The organism is Flavobacterium sp. HTF, from assembly GCF_003105115.1.
Lineage (GTDB): Bacteria > Bacteroidota > Bacteroidia > Flavobacteriales > Flavobacteriaceae > Flavobacterium.
Map to the genome: position 1 here is coordinate 1 of NZ_QETH01000021.1, position 19485 is coordinate 19485.

The window sequence follows — 19485 nt, forward strand, 5'->3', positions numbered from 1 at the left end:
CTGTTGTAATATCGAATTCACAAGAGAAATTTATATTTGAATGATTATCTATCAAATCATTAACATCTACAAATTCTCTAAGAACTTTGCAATTTTTTTGGTGTTTATCTTCCATTCTTTATTTTATTTTTAGGATTAATATTTGGTAAAATTACAAATAATATATAAGTATAATCCTATGTTAAAATATTATTACGGGTTATATAAAAATTAGCCTCATAAAAAGTATAGAAAAGCGTGCATAAAAGTCAATTTCCACAAATGTCTTTTTCGAGGTGTTTTTTAACAGTTTTAATACACTTCAACGAGTTTTTAAGTTTGTTACAGAGTAAAAATACCAATATTATGATTGTCATCGTAGTTTTACATCGAGTTAGGAAATCATTTCCTTACTATTAGGGACAAAAAAAACCCTCTGGAACAGGGTTTTTTGGGTATAGCTTATTATTAATTAAAAAAATAAACCATATGAATAAAGTTATAGTGGTGTTAGTGGTAATACTAACAATTATTCTAGCTATGAAAAATTAATTTTTACCACTCTTCGGAGTGGTTTTTTGTTTATTATAAACAATTGATGTACAAATATATATTAATTATTACATATAACGCTCGATTTTCCACAAAGCGCAAATATTAACGATGTTTAACGCATTAAGAATTTAACCACTTAGGATTTAAAGCTACTGCTAATAAATATTGTATTCAAATTAGACCTTGTTTGATGAATACATTTTCAACCCAATAAACTCACTGATTAAACATTTTTAAATGTATTCAAAAATAAGTATACTTTAATTTGGATACAATTATTATTTATTTGTATCTTTGACTTGTTCAAAAAAGGAACACAAGTTAATTGACATATTGAGATACCACCAAATAAAAAAGGGTTGCGCTAACAACCCTTAATTTATCAGCACCAAATTCTTTCGAATTTAATACATATGACTATGGCAAATTTAAATAAAAGATATGAGAATATCGAAGAATTGGTTCAACGTGAATTCGATGTTGATGAAACTCTAAAACTTCTTCAACAAAACCAGAACGTATTCTGGAGTTGGGGCGTTGAGAAAGTCCTTAGAGTTAGGAACAAAGGTTTGTTCTTATTGGTTAACGGACACCATCATAAAGGATGGGTGTTTATCGTGTTAGGCTGGAATGATACATACAGTTACTATCTTATCGAAGATGTTAAGAGTATCAAGAAAGAAGTGACAGATGTTTATTTTGATGAACTTCAAGATAGATTGGATAAGGACATTGAATACATTGAAGATTATAAATAATTTCTAACCTGAAAGGATGAGGTGCTGTGGTGGTTTCTTAATATACTAATACAAACACACTATGAAAAAAGCACGTTATATCAGGGTTTCAAGTGCCACACAAAACACCATCAGGCAAACGATTAAACAACACCAAGATGAACAAGTCTTTATTGATGTTATAAGCGGTGCTGTTGCATTCAATGACCGACCGCAAGCACAACTACTGATAAAAGCAATTGAAGCTGGTACAGTCGATTATTTGACGGTTGAATCAATAGACAGAATTGGTCGTGATGCTTTCAATATCCAGAGCACTATTCAATACCTCAATTCCAAAAGTGTTAATCTTAAGGTGGAAAACTTAGGGATAGAATCGTTTGCTAATAACAAACCAAATCCAATATTCAAAATGATAGCGGATGTGTTGGCCAACGTGGCCGAACTTACCAGAAACAACATTAGAGAATCTCAGGCACAAGGTATCAAAATCGCACAAGCTGAAGGTCGCTTCAAAGGTAGGATTAAAGGAACAACCATATCAGATAAAGACTTTCTAAAGAAGTATGATAACGTTGTGAAAGAAATTAAAACTGGTGTTAATTCAATGCGCAAGATTGCGAAGTTATGTGATAGTTCATTATCAACTGTAACTAGGGTCAAAGCCATTTTGGATAAAAAAGAAAACGGTAGCCATTAAGCTACCGTTTAATGTACTTTAACTATTGATGGTTACCTGCTGAATTACTTTTACTGCGACAGCATTCTACAAATTCTTTTCCTAATGCTGTTATCTTTACACCACCAGTAAAAGTATCAAAAACTAAGTCATCACTATCTTTGTTTTGCGAAGTATAAATTAATGAATCTGTCAAACCAAGCCTATTAAAATTTGCTCTATGAATTGCTGGTAGTAATGGTTTAGTAAAGGAATGCCATTTTTTCTTTTCATAGATTGCTTCCAATTCAATTACTTCTTGACGTGAAAGCTGACTTAGAATAAATGGAAAAACGGAAGATTCATAGTTTTTGCTTGCATCACTAAAATTTACAATTAAATTAGCCCATTTTTCTTGTAATGTTTCATCTTCTTCCAGTGATGATAGTTCTAATAAAGGAACGAGTGTTTTTAAGTTTACCTGTTTTAAAGTAATACTACTTTCTTCAGCAATTTTTTTTGCATCAGAGAATATTTTAATTTGGTTTTTTAATCTTCGTATTCGTATTTTGTCTGCCAACAATAAACCAGCTTCTTCTAGGGATGACCCTGCAAGTTTTTCAATAAATCCAGCAACTAAGTCAATTCCTTTTTCAATTGCTGTTGAAGTAACGTCAAATTTTAAATTTCCCATATTAATTAATATTCATTTTGTAAATATTTAAATCAACTGCAATTACGAAAGTTTTTTTATTTCATCTTTTATTATCCCACGAATCTGAGATATATTTCCTCTGAAAAAGCTGTAACTTTTGAAATCTTCGTAAGCACAAACTCTGGCATAAGGTGTTGCATTTTCACCACCAGTATATTGATTGTAAATTTCTATATGCTGTTTGACTTTACGGTCTGCTCTGTCGACTACTTGTCGAATGATTCTTTCAGCTTCAGCTCTCTTTTTTTGATTTGAACCATTTTTATAATCAGAGTAGGCGAAGTAAAACTCTGAATCAATCTCATCGAAAAAAGTATCTAGGTTATTCCATTCTTCAATTGTCATAATTTTGTGAATTAACAATTTTTATTTACTTAAACATTTTAAATATTCAGATAACTTCTGACCATTTTTAACAGTGCCATCATAGATGTAAAGTCTATTATCTGTAATTTGGTTTTCAGTTAATAGTTTAATATCCTCGGTTGTTAATGGAACGAAAGCACTATATAAAAAACCTTTAGCACCTTTGTTTACTTTTACATCAATTGGAGCATTCGGTTTTTCAATCTTTTTCCCATTGCTTAATAATAAAAATAATCCTTTGCCACCAACATTTGCTGTTGCCCCAGCTTCGTTTACTGCTAAATAAATAGTCGTCTTACCATCTTTAATTGTTTTCATAAAACTAAAACCCTCAGAGTACGGACTGTTTGCTCTAACTTCACCAGTAAACTTATCAGTTTCAGTTTTGATATCTTCGCAATAAATTCCTTCTGGAAGTTGAAGTCCACCAATGGCTTCTAAGTTATATTCGTAATCGTGCTTTGGGTCATACTCGTAATAGTAAGCATCTTTACCAGACTCTAACTTCAGAATAAATTTCTTCGAACCATATTTTTCAAAAGGTGTAATCTCAGTTACTTTGAAAGTTTTGTCAGCTAGTAAGTCGTGTTTAATTGGTTTATCAACTATTTTCATTTCATTATTTTTATGAAAATTACGATAACCGTATTGCTGTAAAACGTCGGCAAGTGGTAATACTTTTACCTCTTTATTAAGTAAAAGTTCAGGATGGTTTCCTGGGAATTGTGCTTGTGCTTTAATTGAGATTATTATAAGAACAAATAGTAAAAGTTTTTTCATAGATTAAATGTTTTAGTTTATTACAACAAACATAGGTAATTTATAAGGTAATGTAAATATGTGATGTATTAATTACCGTATTATTACGTAGGATTATTTTTAATTTAATGCGCTAAGTTCTTGTACTGTGTTTGCATATTCATTTTTCAAATGAGTTGCTAATGCTGAAACACTTAAAGTTTCTTTCTTTCCATTATTTTTAAATACAATTGTTGACTTAATAGGTTCACCTTTGCTGCCAACGATTTCACCTGTTGCGGTTAAAGTATACTTTGGTGTATTATCGGTGTTCCTCATAGATTTTATTAACTTTATTTTTTCGTCCGTTGATAAGATTACATTTCGAACTTTATTGATACTTGCAACTCGATATTCAACACCGTGCTTTGTTTTAAAATCTTTTTGTTGTTTTGCGTGCTTTGCTTCAAGTTCTCTTTTTTCTTTTGAGTGTTTTGTCCAGAGTGCAATTGCTTCACTGCTTTGTTTTTCCTTTAAATCGTTTCTGGCAATGTCGATTTCAGCTGACAGTTTAATTTTTTCAATTTTTTCAGCAAGGTCTTTTTCTGCTTGCGCTGTTACTTTTGCAATTTCGGCATCTAATTTTGCTTGTATCTTTTGGTCATTTGTAATGTTGCTCATAATAATGTTTTTAAAAATGTGATTATTTTTGTTCTTGATATATGTTGATTATATTATCTGATATGATTTTAAAATCCTTTATGATGTTATTATAGTCGGCTAAGTTCCTATATTCAAATTCGCTGTTGTCTGTCACATATTCGTAATAATCTTCATCAGCAACTTCACTAGGATTGTAAACTTTGAGATATTTATCTTGATATCGATACAGGAACGGTTTTTTTCTCACGCCTTTTCTATCGACAACAACACGAAGCGTTCCGTCCAATACTTGGCCGTTAATTTGAAGTGTTATATCCAATCGAATGAATTGAAAGTTGATTGCTGTTATTGTAACATTTTTGATTATTTGATTGTAGATTGACTTAAGTTTGTTTCTATCATTTTTAGCATCAATTAGAATTTTGTTATCTAATCTTGCACCAGTAAGATTGGCAATTGATTTTCGATATGATTCTAATTGTTTTTGTTTTGTTTCAAGTTGTGAAATCAGGTTTTCTGATGTTGCCTCAAGTTCATCATTCTTAATCTTAAAACGTTCTGGTTTTACTTCGTTGTTAAGCTTAGCATCCAGTAGTCTATCAATTTTAATTTCATTATTCTTTAGTTCCCTTTCAAGTGAAGGAATTGATGATTCCAGAGCTTTTATTTTACTTTCTAAATCTATTTTAATACTGGCCGTATCGTTGAGGTACTGTAATACAGTTGGCGTCTTGCAAAGTATATCATAAATAGAACTGTCAACTAGGTCAATACTAACACCTAAATTTTCACAACCTTTAAATCCGTTAACCACCCTAGAAGAACAAATGTAAGTTTGGTTTTGCTTTAACACTCGATGAGTATAATTACGGCCACAAACACCACACGTTGTCAAATATTGGAGTAGTATTACATTTTTGGTATCAATATTTCTTCCATTACCTTTCTTATTTTCTCTAATCTCAGTGCATCTATCGAACAATTCTTTTGACACTATTGCTACTTCTGGTGCATCAAACGGTTCAGGTGGTTCAACAGGGTCTTTGTTAGATTCATCTTTCTTTTTTGGTCGCCTTCTGAATATTCTAACACCACAATAAATTGTGTTTGTTAGTATTGTATAAATTTGGTTGGAAGTCCATTTAATAAATTCAACTTCTCGACCTTTAAATGTTTTACCCTCTAATGCTTTATTCGTTCTTGTCTGTATTTTATTCTTGTTTAATTCGTTGGCGATTTGTCCCATTCCAGCACCTTCAGAATACTGTTGAAATATGTATTCAATTGTTTTCGCTTCTTCAGCGTCGATAATCAATTTTTTATTTTCATCTTTTGTATATCCAAAGGGTTGAAGAACTCCACCTGCTGAACCACCTTTCATAATTTTACTTCTTAAACCAGTTGCAGTTCTTTGCCGAAAGATTGATATTTCAATTTTAGCGAAGTCCATCAGTAAACCTAGTACTGCAAATTGCACATCGTTAATAGTTCCATCTGGATTTAAGAAGTGTGAACCGCCATTTGTTGATGTTACACAAACATCAATCCCTCTTTCTAGTATTGATGTTACTATTACACGTGCTTCATTTGGGTTACGGCCGATTCTGGAGAGTTCTGTTACATAAACACATTTATAATAAGAAGGGTCAGCTTCAATTACAGATTGCAGTCTTGTTAATTCAGGTCTTTTATTAGCGGTTTTAAATCCTGATATTTTCTCGGAGTATATATCAATATTAACTTCAATATCTCTATATTGCGATGAAATATAATTCTGTATTAGTTCGACTTGGCGTGAGTAAGTTTGCTCCTGTGTAGAAACCCTCACATATATCGCCAGATTGATTGTAGACATAGAATAAAATGTAATTTGAATACAAACATAAATATAAAAAATCAAAGTATGGTACACTTATGCTTGCTACGCGGCATCAACGTTTCAGGTCACAATATGATGAAAATGGAGGCATTAAAAACAATGCTCGAAAGTTTAGGTTTTCAAAATGTCAGGACTTATTTGCAATCCGGAAATGTTTTTGTTGACACGGAAGAAGAAAGTGCATCAAAAGTGGGTTTCATGATCAAACAGGAAATTTTCAGGGTCTTTGGTCATGAGGTTCCTGCTATTGTGATTGCCAAAGAAGATTTGGAATTGTGTTTTAAAAATAATCCTTTCGTAAAAGAAAAGGACATTGATATCAAAAAGCTATATGTCGTTTTTGTTGCCAGTGTACTTAAAAAAGAAAACATTCATGATCTGAAAATCAGTCAGTTTAAACCAGATGAAGCAGTTATTGACGAAAACAGGATTTTTATCAAATATGCCATTGGCGCAGGAAAAACAAGACTGGAACTTAAATATATTGAGAAAAAACTAAATATTACAGGCACAATACGAAACTGGAATACCGTTACAAACCTGTTGAAAATGTATGAAGAATAAAGGCTTTAAAAATTATTTTAAAGTCTTTATTATGTCATTTGCCGCGCTGGTATTCATTCGTTCAAGTTCGGCAATCATCAATGATTTTTGTTCTTCGCTCATTACGATTTCAGGTTTTTGAAACTGGTTTTCAGACGCTTCCTTATAAAATAATTCATCTGTCCAGTCATTGCGCACGCCATCGATAACCAGGTGAATTCGGTCTTGTTGCCCTCTGTTGGCAACTGAGTGCTCAAAATTGGCATCAATATACCAGCATTCGCCTTCATTCATAATCAGGCGTTTTCCGTCGAGAATAAATTCAACATCGGGATTGGTAATAATCGGAATATGTAATCTGAATGAACCGTCTTCGTACCCCAGGCAATGGTCAGAATGTGGTTTTATTTCTGCGCCAACTGCCAGCTGCAACAATCGTACTGCTGTTTTTTCGAAAAGAAAACCATCCAGAACTTCTTTGAAATAAGTACAGGAATCTAAAATTTCGGTATTTCTAATCTCATCATTACCACTTGAAAAAGCATAAATACTTTCTGATTTTCCATCTTTCGACATTAAGGCAACCGAAGTCCATTTTCCGGTATAATCATTTGTATTATAATGATCTACCCAGTTTTTGTTCATGATAAGGGAAAGATCCTTTTTTAGCTTTTCAGTATCAAAAACAAGCGGAAATTTAATTGAGCGTATTAGTGTATCCATAAATTTAATCTCTTAACCATTTTAGCATTACAGGAAATGCTTCTTTGTTTTCTTTTTCTGCGCGTTCTTTACCCAAAGTCAGTCCAATCCATTCCAGAAAAGGCAGTCCGATATAATTTTCTGTAGAAAAATTCGAAATAAGCCATTCAGAATCATTTTTATAACCATTGGGATGAAACACAAATTCAAGTGGCAAATCCAGGTATTTTACTGCTGCAAATGACCAGAGAATTGTTGCTATTTCTTCACCGTCTGTTGGCCAGTCTTTGGAGATTTTATCTGTTCCGATCCATTTTCTTTCAGAAGCTGTTGTTACTGCCAAATGTCCGGCTTCGTGCAGAATATCTCCCGGATATAATAATTTTTCAAAATCGATATAAATACAGTCCGGTCCTAAATCTAATCCGGGTAAAAAGGTGCCATCTAATTCTTTTTCAACAACCTGAATCTTGATTTCGTCAAGGAAAGATAAAACTTTTTTTACCTCTAAACTTTGTTTTAATGCAATCATAAACAATTATATTAAAGTATTTTATTCAGGACTGATAATCTGTTTGGAAATCAGATCGCAATACCAAAATCCATAATCAAAAGCATCAGAAGCGCTCGTGTCACAAGCAGTATCTGATGAATTTTCGGTTTTTGGCTTTTCATACTTCCGGTAAACGATCTCACCAATTTCAAAATTAATGGGTTCGGAAAAAACAGGACCGTCAAATGTAAAGGTATGGAATTCACCATTTTCTCCACATACATCTACATTTTCAGGCAAATCATTTATAAAATCCTGATCTATAATCCGGCCAACAAAACTTTTATCCAAATAGCGTTCATTTACACAAACCACAATAGTCTTAAAACCTAATTGTATAAATTCCTGAATTAATTCTTCCGATGGGATTTTCCAGATTGGAAAAACGCCTTCAAAACCAATTTTTGCGAGCTGAACTTCACGATACTTTCGCAAATCTTCTAAAAATATATCACCAAAAACAGAATGGGTAATTCCTTCTCTTTTTAATTCGGTTAAGGTTTGTATCATTATATTTTCGTAAACTTCCATTGTTGGCATTTCAGGAATCTGCATGATTTTTAATGGCAAACCAATGCTTTTGGCTTGTGCTTCAAGTAATTCGACACGAACGCCGTGCATTGAAATTCGCTGAAACTGCTCATTGACGCTTGTCAGCAAATATTCAATTTTATAATCACGATTTTGTAAAATTTTATACAGACTAAGAGCATAATCTTTTCCGCTGCTCCAGTTAAATATGGCCTTGATTGGTTTTGACACGATTTTGAAATTTGTATAGTAAACATACAAATTTCATTCGATTTGTTTATCAAACCTTTGTAACTTTGGAATTTTGGTATTAATTTATTTTCAATGAAATATATTCTTTTTTTTATAAGCTGTTTTTCTTTTGCACAGCAAACCCAATTTGTTGATTTTAAATCAGTTTCGGCTCAATTAAAATTAAATGCTCAGGAAAAATCACTTTCCGGTTCTATAGACTACGCTTTTGATGTGCTGCAACCCACTGATACCATTAAAATTGATGCGAAAAACATGGAATTCACACAAGTGAAAATAGATGGAAAAGAAGTGATTTTTGTAAATACCGGGAAAGAATTAAAGATTGCTTATAATTTTCAAAAAGGCAAAAACCACCTGACTTTTGAGTATTCGGCTAAACCAAAACAAGCCTTGTATTTTGTTGCTATTGAGAATTCGGAAGTACAAATCTGGACGCAGGGGCAGGGCAGGTACACAAGCAATTGGTTTCCGAGTTTTGATGATGTAAATGAAAAAGTGATTTTTAATCTCGGAATTACGTATGATGCAGCATATCAGGTAATTTCTAACGGAGTTTTACAAAATAAAACAGAAAACAACAATCAGTTTCACTGGCAATACGGAATGAAAAATCCGATGAGTTCGTATTTGCTAATGCTGGCGATTGGTAAATTTGATAAAAAACAATTGCAGTCAAAATCCAGAATTCCGTTAGAATATTATCTGGAAAATAAAGACGCAGACCGTTTTGAACCGACTTATCGATATTCAAAACGCATTTTTGATTTTCTGGAAAAAGAAATAGGAGTAAAATATCCCTGGGAAATTTACAGGGAAATTCCTGTTCGTGATTTTCTTTACGGGGGAATGGAAAATACGACTTCAACATTATTTACAACCCGTTATGTGGTGGACTCTACAGGTTTTACAGACAGAAATTACACAAATGTCGATGCACACGAACTGGCACATCACTGGTTTGGAGATTTGATTACCGCTCAAAGCAGTACACATCACTGGCTTCAGGAAGGTTTTGCAACTTATTATGCTTTACTTGCCGAAAGGGATATTTTTGGAGATGATTATTTTTATTCCAAATTATATGAAACGGCACAGCAGATTAAGTTTGCGTCAAGGACAGATTCAATTCCGGTTTTGAATGCAAAAGCAAGTTCGCTGACTTTTTATGAAAAAGGGGCGTGGGCATTGTTTGTTCTTCATGAATCAATTGGAGACAAGGCTTTCAAAAAAGCAATCAAAAGTTACCTGAAAAAATATGCCTATCAAACCGTAAATACGGAGAATTTCTTTGATGAAATAAGGAAAGTTTCTGATTTTGACCTGGTTCAGTTTCAGAAAACATGGCTGGAATCGGTTGCTTTTGATACCCCGGCTGCAAATGCTTTATTGAGTAAAAATAAAGCAATTCAAATTCGACTGGAAGTAGATAAATTAAAGAAAATACCTTTGCCTGAAAAAAAGGATTTTTTAATCAAAACGCTAAAATCAGATGTATATCATACTGTAAAAGAAGCGATTGTTGACCAGGTTCAGACTGAAAAATATGAAGCTAAAAAAGAACTTTTACAGCTTGCAATGCATACCAATAATTTGCAGGTTCGTCAGGCAGTTGCTGGTACGCTTAGTCAGATTCCGGAAGATTTCAGAACTGAATATGAAACTTTATTAGATGATAAATCGTATCAGACACAGGAAATTGCTTTATACTATTTATGGAAAAACTTTCCTGATCACCGGACAGCATACTTAAATAAATCAAAGAACTGGATTGGTTTCAACGACTATAATCTTCGAACTTTGTGGCTTTCACTGGCATTATCAACTCCGGATTACAGTGAAAATCCCGAAACTCTGATTTCTGAATTAATTGCTTTTTCTTCAACCAAATACGAAGCCACCACACGGCAAAATGCACTGGAGAAACTAATTGCTTTTAAACTGATTAACGATCAGGTTTTGAGTAATTTAGTGAATTCTACTACCCATCATATGTGGCAGTTTTCGAAATTTGGAAGAGATTCTATTAGAATTTTATTAAAAAATTCGGAAATGCGTGCGTCGTTTGAAAGAATTTTGCCTAATTTGACCCCCGATGAACAGTTCCAGTTAAATCGTTTGCTAAAAGAATGATTTTGTTAAAAATTACTCATCAACCCCAAAACAAAAAAATACCTACATTAAGTTTATGAGAGCATTGGTTATTTCCGGTGGCGGCAGTAAAGGCGCATTTGCCGGTGGTGTCGCACAGTATTTAATAGAAGAAAAAAGGCACGAGTACGATATGTATTTAGGAACTTCGACAGGAAGTTTATTAATTCCGCATTTGGCTCTTGGGCATATTAAAAAAATTCATTGGGTCTATACAAATGTAACGATGAATAAAATCTTTAATATTTGCCCTTTTGTGGTAAAAGTTAAAGACGGAATTGATATTGTTACCATCAACCACTTTAATGTTTTACGTCAGTTTTTTAAAGGAAAAAGAACTTTTGGCGAAAGTAAAGGCTTGCAGAAATATATCAAAAGCAACTTTTCACTGTCTGATTTTAATAAACTCAAAAAACTAAATTCGGATGTCATTGTTACCGTTACCAATTTAACCAAAAACGAAGCAGAGTATAAATCGGTAAAAGAGTGCAGTTACGAAGAATTTTGTGACTGGACCTGGATTTCCAGTAATTATATTCCGTTTATGAGTTTGGTAACCAAAAATAATTATGAATATGGCGACGGAGGATTTTCCAGTTTAGTGCCAATCCGTGAAGCTATAAATCGTGGTGCTACCGAAATAGACGTTATTATTCTCGAAACAGAAGTCAATACAAGCAAAATGGTAATTGGTAAAAACCCGTTTTCACTGATGATCGATTTGTTTAGAATTGCACTGGATCAGGTTGAAAAACACGATATTGCTATAGGAAAACTTATGGCAAACAATAAGAATGTGAAACTTAACTTATACTACACCCCGACAAAATTAACGGATAATGCTCTGATTTTTAACAAAGAAGTCATGAAAGAGTGGTGGGAACAAGGTTATGAGTATGCTCAGAATAAATCTGAAGTGATGAGTGATAACAAATAAATTCATTCTTTAAAATAGTAAAATAGAAAAGGTCGTAAAGTTATTTATTTACGACCTTTTCTATATTAGGAAAGTCCCAGTTGCGGTACTAAGAGACTTTTATGTTTTTCTTTATCAAAGAGACGGAGATAAAAATAACCAGTACCTGCAACACCCATCATAAGTCCTGGGGTGTAATGTCCTGTACTTAATCCTGTTGACCACTGAATATTATTATCCTGATATTTGCTAATGCCGGCATTTCCTACGGCTTCTGCAAGTTGTTGGTATTCAGTTCCTCCACAATCAAGGATAATGTCGGCATTTCCGGCTATACCATGACAGATAGAGTAATTGGTATTGCTGAGATTTTCTATCAGACTATTATAAATAGATTTGGATGTGGTAGTCAGGGCAGTATTCATTTCATTTGTAAAAACCTGATCAGGGTAAAGCTGATTGGCTTTTAATCTGGATATTGTGATACCGGGTGCGCCATGACACCATGCAATACTGCATATATTTCCTGTAGAAACCGAAGTTACATCATCTCTGAAATCCGGCCAGTTTTGCTGTGAGACATCAAAAGACTGACGCTCATAATTAAAGCCACCTTCTGCACCTTCTAAAAAAGTCTGATTTCCCGTTACCTGATACAATTGCAACAATGCCAAAGCTATTCCCGACGAACCGTGTGAGAAACCTGTCAGATTCTTTTTGGAAGGCACTGTTGCCCAGGACCAGACGTTATTATTTTTAACTGCGGCATTACATAGTAAATGGCCTAAAGCAATAGCCTTATCAAGAAACGCCTGCTGTCTGAACGTTGTATAGCAATCTAAAAGAACAGGTATTGTTCCGGCTGCACCACTGATAATATCAATTTCATATGATTGAAGAGATTCAGAAGGAATGCTATTCAGTAAATCGATTCCATCTTTTACCCAATCTTCCCTTTCCATTTCTTTTCCTATTTTTATCAGAGCAGCAGCAATTCCCGGTTTTCCCGCATAGAAACCATGATTGATAGCATCGTACATAGTTGATTTGACTTGTTCTATACTGCCTTCTATCGTTTTAAGTAAAATCGGGTCTTTTTTTTCCTTGTATAAAGCATTCAAAAACAAAGCAATACCGGCAGTTCCGGAATACACATCAGGGCCAAAGGTCTTCATGACAGGTTGATAAGTACCATCCAAAGGTTCAAATGAATACCCTTGCCACGTACAGGATTTATTATGCCAAATACTACTTTTCATTAAATGACAGCCAATATTCCAGGCAGTTTCAAGAAAATTATTTTTGTCGGTCTGGTTCATGGTATTTTTTTTTAATTGAATATTATTTTTGATCCCTTATTAAGGTAAGTTGCTTTTGGGCTTATTCCTCTATTGCTAAATGCGGTTGTAATTTCATTTAGAATTGCATTTGCATCCTGATTTTTTGATGCTGTTTGTAGTAAAGTTTCCGCTATAATTGCTGCCCGGTTCATTCCGAAACTTTCATATTCGTTTGGACTTTCGGCTATACCAACACCTTTTGCATAAGCGTAGGCAAAAAGCGGGACATCTTCCTCAAGATATTCTTTCATTTCTTCACAAATTTCAGGCAAAATCATATTAATGATAGAAAGCATTGAATCTTCTATGTACAACACAGCGGCATCACGACGGAAATAAAAATTAGGATGATTAAGACATTTAAAAAGGAAAGGAATATTATAATGATTTAGTTTGCTGGTAACAGCATTAACAAGAACAGCTGCGCCTTCACTGGTGCAATTCCAGTAAATACGGGTTAATTTTTGTGATGCATTAAAATACTGATTGCTGAAAACATAATAAAAAGTGGGTTGCCTGTATTTGTCTTCTTTTGGAAATAATACCGTTACAATTTGTCCAGTTTCTGCTGTTGCACCTGCAGGTATATTTAATAATGCAGATGCCGCAACAATTCGAATTTCGGTCTCTTTTGCAATTTCTAAATAGCCGTTGGGATAAATACTTTTTACTATCCAGTTCTCTTCAGTCTTATTTTTACTATGATTATTTTGTGATAACATCTCTGTAAAAGCATCATCAGTTTCGGTGAAATCAAATTGTCTGTTGTCTGTTCCTGATTGACAACTTTCTTTTAAAGCATAACATTCAGAATACAGTATACTGGTAAGATAGGATAGTTTATTTTCAGAGGTAACCGCATACTGTTTGTTTCGAAACGTTATAAACGCGTCTGAAATATGTAACTGACTAATAAGCCGTGTAAGTTCGTTAATAATGACTTTATCCTGGAACATAATCATACACTTTTATATTAAACAATTCATTTAATGCAACAATTGGATCATTCATAATATTAAAAGCAAGCTGAATACAGCGCATATTATTGGCTTCTATTTTTGAATTATAAGTTATGCCTTCGACACTGGTCTGAATAATTCTTGCCGCTGTGAATTGCATAACTTTAATTAAAAAAGTGGTATAATAAGATTCTGGATACTCTTTTAATTGCATGTATTTATAAAGAAATGCCTGAGCTGATGATTGTGTGTTTTTAAGATCATAAGGTTGCATATACTCTGGTAATTTATAACTGGAAGGATCATTATTGTCGAAACCAAGGAGCCATACTGTAATATACGATTGCATTAAACCAGCTACATCCCACATAGGGTCTCCAATATCAGCTAATTCCCAATCGATTAGTTTTTGTGTGAAACCTCCATTATCTTCAATAGTTAAAAAATTAATCCATTTAATGTCTCCGTGTATGAAGTGCGTGTATTGCCAGGACGTGGCTAAATCAATTAATGTGTTTTGCAATACATGGTTTTCCTTAATTAACTGAATGATATTTGCACTGAATTCATTATTTAAAAAAAACTGATTAGCATTATATTTATCCAGTTGCAAAACCCAGGGCAATGTCTTTGGTAATTCAGAAATATCTGTTTTGGAATCCGGAATAATATGGCATTCTGATAATATTGTGGCTTGCTCGTAAGCGAGATTAATGTCAAAGTTTTTTGTAAGCATATAATATTCATGTAAGTTTCTGGCATTGTATAAAAGCTCAGTAATCACAATATTATTTTCATCATCATAATCTAAAAGTTCAGGAGCGAAAGACGCTATTGACGCAAACTCAGAACTATTTTTAAAGAAATTATAGGTATTTATTTCCCTTAGAAATAAATTATTAGATACCAAATCAGTATCCATTTGTTTTACAAATAGAGAGTTATGCGGCTGAACTAAAATTTTCATAATATTGTTTCTCGTTTTTACCGGATGAACCATAAAACGACCTTTAACAACATCATCTTCATTTATAAGTTGACGCTTATGTAAGTACTGATATACAGATTCGGGTGTTAATCGCATAATGTTAGTTTTAAAGTTTAAAAACAATCGCAGGACTTTTAAGGTCCTGCGATTTTTAAAAATGGATGGTTAACAAATGAATGGTATTCCTGTACATGATACAGTAGGCACACATTGGCTAATTGGCAATGTTGGAATTGCTGCAGTATTTGCCTGCTGTTGTTGTTGCAAGCAAATAGGAGATATTCCTGTACATGATACTGTAGGTATACATTGGCTAATTGGCAATGTTGGAATCGCCGCAGTATTTGCCTGCTGTTGTTGTTGCAAACAAATAGGAGATATTCCTGTACATGATACTGTAGGTATACATTGGCTAATTGGCAATGTTGGAATTGCTGCAGTATTTGCCTGCTGTTGTTGTTGCAAACAAATAGGAGATATTCCTGTACATGATACTGTAGGTATACATTGGCTAATTGGCAATGTTGGAATTGCTGCAGTATTTGCCTGCTGTTGTTGTTGCAGACAAATAGGAGATATTCCTGTACATGATACTGTAGGTATACATTGGCTAATTGGCAATGTTGGAATCGCTGCAGTATTTGCCTGTTGTTGCGCAGCACAAATGAAAGGTATTCCTGTGCAAGATGCTGTCGGTATACATTGACTGATCGGTAATGTAGGTATTGCTGCACTATCTGTAGCAACTCCTGGCTTGCATGCCATTGGCACAGTCGGCCAACAAACTACTGAATGTGGTGGTCCTGCATTCAAATATCCTGTATTGACCTGAGCAGCACTGCAAATGAAAGGTATTCCTGTGCAAGATGCTGTAGGTATACATTGGCTAATTGGTAATGTAGGTATTGCAGCTGCATTTGCTCCAACGCTGTGTTGTTGAGAACAGATAGGAGAAATACCCGTACAAGATGCTGTAGGTATACATTGACTTATTGGCAATGTTGGTATACCAGCAGAGGCTGCTTCTGGTGCTTGTTGTGAAAGGCATATAGCAGGAATAGTTGTACAAAGTGTAACTGTAGGAATCAAGCACTGCCAAGGCATTGTTGGTAATATCGTAACAGGTTTTCCCGTTTCTTGTGGAGAGCAAATAGGAGATATACCTGTACAAGATACAGTTGGTATACACTGGCTGATCGGTAATGTAGGTATTGCTGCCTGATTGTTTAAATAATTACTATAAATATCTCCTTTTAGTAAAGAAGATCCGGAATGATCATCACATTGGCAAGGTGCATTTAACGATCCACTTGCGTGAAGTGTTAACAGACTTACAAATTGACTATCATCTATATCACTTTGGATACCAGCAAGTAATAGAGGAACTGTAAATGTATGACTATAGTTAAAACATTTCCATCCAAGGAACGGAACATCAATGCATGGATTCAGACCTAAATCAAAACTAAAAACACCACCGGCTTCATTGAAGTTAGTGATGCTCACTGTAATTTTGAATTTGCTAAATGGCTGCCATGTAAAGCTTGTATTGGTGTTAAAGCTGAAACTTTTACTTACACTTCCAAAAGGAGTTTTTAATCCTATCGTAATTGTAACCTGACCTTTTACGGCACTGGCAGAGATACACGCACTACAACCCAGGAATGAGGGCGTACACCACTCTGAAGCGGCAAGGCTATCGTACCCTTCGTACACAGCCCCGTTTTCTACGTTTGAAATTTTAGACATAATTTAATGGTTGATTAGATACCTACTCTTTTTCAGGGTTTTTCGGTTTTCTTCCCTATGTTTTGGTGGGGTTGCTTATCGTTATAATACTGATTGACAATATTTTTAATTTGCGATGTCATGTAAGCACATGTTGGTTTTATTGTCGTAAATCATTTTATTTGATAAGCCGAATAATTAATAATGCTAGCTTTTAATTTATTATTCGGAAATAAAATTACCTGGCTAATTAGCCTTGTAGGGAAGAAATGGCATGAGCAGGAAATTCTATGTCATGAAAGAAGAGAAATAGGGCATAAAAAAAATACCCTTCCAAATAATGAAAGGGTATAATATAAAATAGTTGTTTAACTAATTGTTATTTAGTTATTTATGTATTTTATTGAAGAAGCAAAGGTATCAGAAAGTAAATTTGTTACCACAATTCGGCAACCTCATTTTTGATGTAACCTAAAGCAGCATTGCTTGGAGATTGTTTTTCTAATAAATCGTTTAAAATCACTTCACGCAATTTGTCTGCGCTGTCAACTCTTTCGCTCATTGCTGCTTTACGAATCATTTGAATCGTAGAGTTTTTTGCAGTGGTAATAATCGTCCAGCATTCATCAGACATATAAATTTGCTGCGTAAGATTATGTTCAAATTCCTGCTCAATCTGGTCAATTACAAAATTCTCATAATCATGTTTTTCAGTAGAAATAGGCGTAATTCTGATCAGTAATTTAGTAAGATTGATACGCTCCAAAAACAAAGTCATACGCTCGTAAGCCTGCAAGCGTATCGGAAGAGATTCTTTATGAGCCTGTTTGTTTAATAAAAAAGCCCGCTTTCTGTCATTGTTCTTAATATGTAATTCAAAAAAACTGTAAGCCACAAATCCGGTAACAATGGCTGGCAAAGTATAACTTGCTAATTCTATAATTCTCGTAAAATCCATTCTTGTAAATTTTTCAACAAAAATATACTTTTTGAGGAGAAATCCACTTTAAATTTATTGTAATAAATAAAAGGGAAGTTTACTTTTGCATGCAACATTATAAACCGACCGAAACCAATCATAAATGGATTCATATATTATAATTTTACTTTGTTTAGCGGCTTTTGCTGCAGGATTTATTGATGCCATTGTTGGTGGTGGCGGATTAATCCAGACGCCAATGGGGTTAATCTTATTACCTAATCTCCCAGTTTCTACAGTTATTGGCACCTTGAAAATCCCGGCTTTTAGCGGTACGGCTTTTGCTGCTTTTCAATATCTTAAGAAAGTAGTGATTCAATGGAAGTTGCTTTTAATAATGATGTGCTTAGCCGTTCCTTCAGCGTTTTTGGGGTCTACTATTTTGACTTTGGTAAGCAATGATTTTATGAAACCGCTTTTGCTTGTGGTTTTATCTTTATTATTCATATATACATACGCCAAGAAAAACTTCGGACAACATGTTGCCAAAGATCATTCAGCTAAAACACAAATTATTTATGCCGTTATTATTAGTGTAATTGTTGGTTTTTATGACGGATTTATTGGTCCCGGAACGGGCAGCTTTTTTGTAGTGGCTTTTATTGCGCTTTTAGGTTTTGATTTTCTTCACGCTTCCGCGAATGCTAAAATGGTCAATCTGGCGACAAATTTTGGCTCAATTTGTTTGTTTATGATCAAAGGAAAAATCATCTGGTCAATAGCAATTCCAATGGCGGTAAGTAACGGACTTGGTGGCTGGGTTGGTGCTAAACTGGCGATCAATAAAGGAAACGGATTTATCAGGATTTTCTTTTTGGTTGTTGTCGTTGGAACACTGATTCGCTTTGCGTACGACGTGTTTTTTAAGTAAGGTTATGAGATACTAAGATTCCGGACTACTAATTTTTTTTAACTTATTTTTCTACTAAATATCATTTTATTAGATTATTTTTGTTAAATAATAATACAGAAAATATCATTTAATGATAGAAATAGTCCAAAATTACGAGAATTACATTTGTAGTTTACCAGAATTGATTAGTAAATCTTATTATAAAGCTGAATTTTTTATGCAAAAATTAGGCTTAAAACATGCAACTTATTATCGGAAATTAAAATCGAATAGTTTTACGCATCAAGAAGTGAAATTAATTACGACCTTATTGTTTCCTGAAGAAATTTTAATGCAGGAATTGAAAAAAAGCGAAGAAGATATTAAAGCCGGCAGAACTATTGATTTTGAAGATTTCAAACAAAAACTAAGAGCTAAGTATAACATCTAATTCAGCTGGATTCCTTTTATTATCCCAGAATAGAACTATGTATATTTCTTCTTGTTCGATTATATAAAATAAATAAACTTGATTTGATATAAGAAACTTGCGAAAGGAAGTTTTTTTATACCTTGAACCGATAAGATTGTTTTGTACAATCATCTCTATCGTTTCAATAGTTTGCTTCGAGAATTTAGCTGATTTAGAATCATTATATTTACTAATAATTTGAAAATAAGTCTTTTCAGCAATTTCGGTTAATTTTACTTTCATTATTAG

Annotated in this window: 20 protein-coding genes; 7 read left to right on the forward strand and 13 right to left on the reverse strand. The window is 33.6% G+C overall.

Features of this window, described 5'->3' with window-relative positions; translation table 11 throughout:
* Positions 1 to 953: 953 nt before the first annotated feature.
* Together DCO46_RS08680 and DCO46_RS08685 are read left to right on the forward strand one after the other, a co-directional pair.
* On the forward strand, positions 954 to 1292 hold the full coding sequence (locus DCO46_RS08680; protein ID WP_124019552.1) for a hypothetical protein: 339 nt from the start codon (positions 954 to 956) through the stop codon (positions 1290 to 1292).
* A 61-nt stretch (positions 1293 to 1353) separates the two neighbouring features.
* Positions 1354 to 1971 carry a recombinase family protein gene (locus DCO46_RS08685; RefSeq protein WP_116752171.1) on the forward strand — a complete coding sequence of 206 codons (618 nt, stop codon included), beginning with the start codon at positions 1354 to 1356 and terminating at the stop codon, positions 1969 to 1971.
* Between the two features lie 22 nt (positions 1972 to 1993).
* Here the strand turns inward: DCO46_RS08685 and DCO46_RS08690 are convergent, their stop codons facing one another.
* The 5 genes from DCO46_RS08690 to DCO46_RS08710 all read right to left on the reverse strand — a co-directional run bounded on the left by DCO46_RS08690 (position 1994) and on the right by DCO46_RS08710 (position 6266).
* Complete coding sequence (locus DCO46_RS08690) at positions 1994 to 2623, reverse strand: Abi-alpha family protein (RefSeq protein WP_116752172.1); 630 nt, start codon at positions 2621 to 2623, stop codon at positions 1994 to 1996.
* A gap of 42 nt (positions 2624 to 2665) precedes the next feature.
* A complete protein-coding gene (locus tag DCO46_RS08695) occupies positions 2666 to 2989 on the reverse strand; it encodes a hypothetical protein (RefSeq protein ID WP_116752173.1) in 324 nt (107 codons plus the stop codon).
* A 21-nt stretch (positions 2990 to 3010) separates the two neighbouring features.
* A complete protein-coding gene (locus DCO46_RS08700; protein ID WP_116752174.1) occupies positions 3011 to 3790 on the reverse strand; it encodes a hypothetical protein in 780 nt (259 codons plus the stop codon).
* 99 nt (positions 3791 to 3889) lie between these two features.
* Positions 3890 to 4429, reverse strand: a complete 540-nt coding sequence (locus DCO46_RS08705; protein ID WP_116752175.1) for a hypothetical protein — start codon at positions 4427 to 4429, stop codon at positions 3890 to 3892.
* 22 nt (positions 4430 to 4451) lie between these two features.
* Positions 4452 to 6266, reverse strand: a complete 1815-nt coding sequence (locus DCO46_RS08710) for a recombinase family protein (protein ID WP_116752176.1) — start codon at positions 6264 to 6266, stop codon at positions 4452 to 4454.
* Between the two features lie 48 nt (positions 6267 to 6314).
* Between DCO46_RS08710 and DCO46_RS08715 the strand changes: the two genes are divergently transcribed.
* Positions 6315 to 6854: a DUF1697 domain-containing protein gene (locus DCO46_RS08715; RefSeq protein ID WP_116752177.1), complete on the forward strand. Its 540-nt coding sequence runs from the start codon at positions 6315 to 6317 to the stop codon at positions 6852 to 6854.
* A 12-nt stretch (positions 6855 to 6866) separates the two neighbouring features.
* On the opposite strand, the gene DCO46_RS08720 is transcribed toward DCO46_RS08715, so the two are convergent.
* The 3 genes from DCO46_RS08720 to DCO46_RS08730 are packed head-to-tail and all read right to left on the reverse strand — an operon-like array spanning position 6867 to position 8850.
* Positions 6867 to 7556 carry an aspartyl/asparaginyl beta-hydroxylase domain-containing protein gene (locus DCO46_RS08720; RefSeq protein ID WP_116752178.1) on the reverse strand — a complete coding sequence of 230 codons (690 nt, stop codon included), beginning with the start codon at positions 7554 to 7556 and terminating at the stop codon, positions 6867 to 6869.
* Between the two features lie 4 nt (positions 7557 to 7560).
* Positions 7561 to 8067 carry a hypothetical protein gene (locus DCO46_RS08725; RefSeq protein WP_116752179.1) on the reverse strand — a complete coding sequence of 169 codons (507 nt, stop codon included), beginning with the start codon at positions 8065 to 8067 and terminating at the stop codon, positions 7561 to 7563.
* A 21-nt stretch (positions 8068 to 8088) separates the two neighbouring features.
* Complete coding sequence (locus tag DCO46_RS08730; protein WP_165828884.1) at positions 8089 to 8850, reverse strand: diphthine--ammonia ligase; 762 nt, start codon at positions 8848 to 8850, stop codon at positions 8089 to 8091.
* A 93-nt stretch (positions 8851 to 8943) separates the two neighbouring features.
* Between DCO46_RS08730 and DCO46_RS08735 the strand changes: the two genes are divergently transcribed.
* Positions 8944 to 11004, forward strand: coding sequence for a M1 family metallopeptidase (locus DCO46_RS08735; protein ID WP_116752180.1), 2061 nt, complete (start codon positions 8944 to 8946; stop codon positions 11002 to 11004).
* 55 nt (positions 11005 to 11059) lie between these two features.
* Positions 11060 to 11959 (forward strand): patatin family protein, encoded by a 900-nt coding sequence (locus DCO46_RS08740; protein ID WP_116752181.1) that lies wholly within the window; start codon positions 11060 to 11062, stop codon positions 11957 to 11959.
* A 65-nt stretch (positions 11960 to 12024) separates the two neighbouring features.
* Here DCO46_RS08740 and DCO46_RS08745 read toward each other — a convergent pair whose 3' ends face one another.
* The 5 genes from DCO46_RS08745 to DCO46_RS08765 form a co-directional block, all read right to left on the reverse strand.
* A complete protein-coding gene (locus DCO46_RS08745) occupies positions 12025 to 13257 on the reverse strand; it encodes a lanthionine synthetase LanC family protein (protein WP_116752182.1) in 1233 nt (410 codons plus the stop codon).
* 11 nt (positions 13258 to 13268) lie between these two features.
* Positions 13269 to 14234: a T3SS effector HopA1 family protein gene (locus tag DCO46_RS08750; protein ID WP_124019553.1), complete on the reverse strand. Its 966-nt coding sequence runs from the start codon at positions 14232 to 14234 to the stop codon at positions 13269 to 13271.
* Positions 14221 to 15321, reverse strand: a complete 1101-nt coding sequence (locus DCO46_RS08755; RefSeq protein WP_116752184.1) for a phosphotransferase family protein — start codon at positions 15319 to 15321, stop codon at positions 14221 to 14223. Before DCO46_RS08755 ends, DCO46_RS08750 begins: the two co-directional genes overlap by 14 nt.
* Positions 15322 to 15390: 69 nt before the next feature.
* Positions 15391 to 16974, reverse strand: a complete 1584-nt coding sequence (locus DCO46_RS08760) for a hypothetical protein (RefSeq protein ID WP_116752185.1) — start codon at positions 16972 to 16974, stop codon at positions 15391 to 15393.
* Positions 16975 to 17389: 415 nt separating this feature from the next.
* The gene (locus DCO46_RS08765; RefSeq protein WP_116752186.1) at positions 17390 to 17911 is read right to left on the reverse strand and encodes a hypothetical protein; all 522 of its coding nucleotides are present in this window, start codon (positions 17909 to 17911) and stop codon (positions 17390 to 17392) included.
* 124 nt (positions 17912 to 18035) lie between these two features.
* Here DCO46_RS08765 and DCO46_RS08770 point away from each other — a divergent pair, with 124 nt between their 5' ends.
* Both DCO46_RS08770 and DCO46_RS08775 read left to right on the forward strand, forming a co-directional pair.
* Positions 18036 to 18803 (forward strand): sulfite exporter TauE/SafE family protein, encoded by a 768-nt coding sequence (locus DCO46_RS08770; protein WP_116752187.1) that lies wholly within the window; start codon positions 18036 to 18038, stop codon positions 18801 to 18803.
* Positions 18804 to 18915: 112 nt separating this feature from the next.
* Entirely contained in the window at positions 18916 to 19215 is a 300-nt protein-coding gene (locus DCO46_RS08775; protein ID WP_116752188.1) for a hypothetical protein, read from the forward strand.
* The last annotated feature ends 270 nt before the right edge of the window (positions 19216 to 19485 follow it).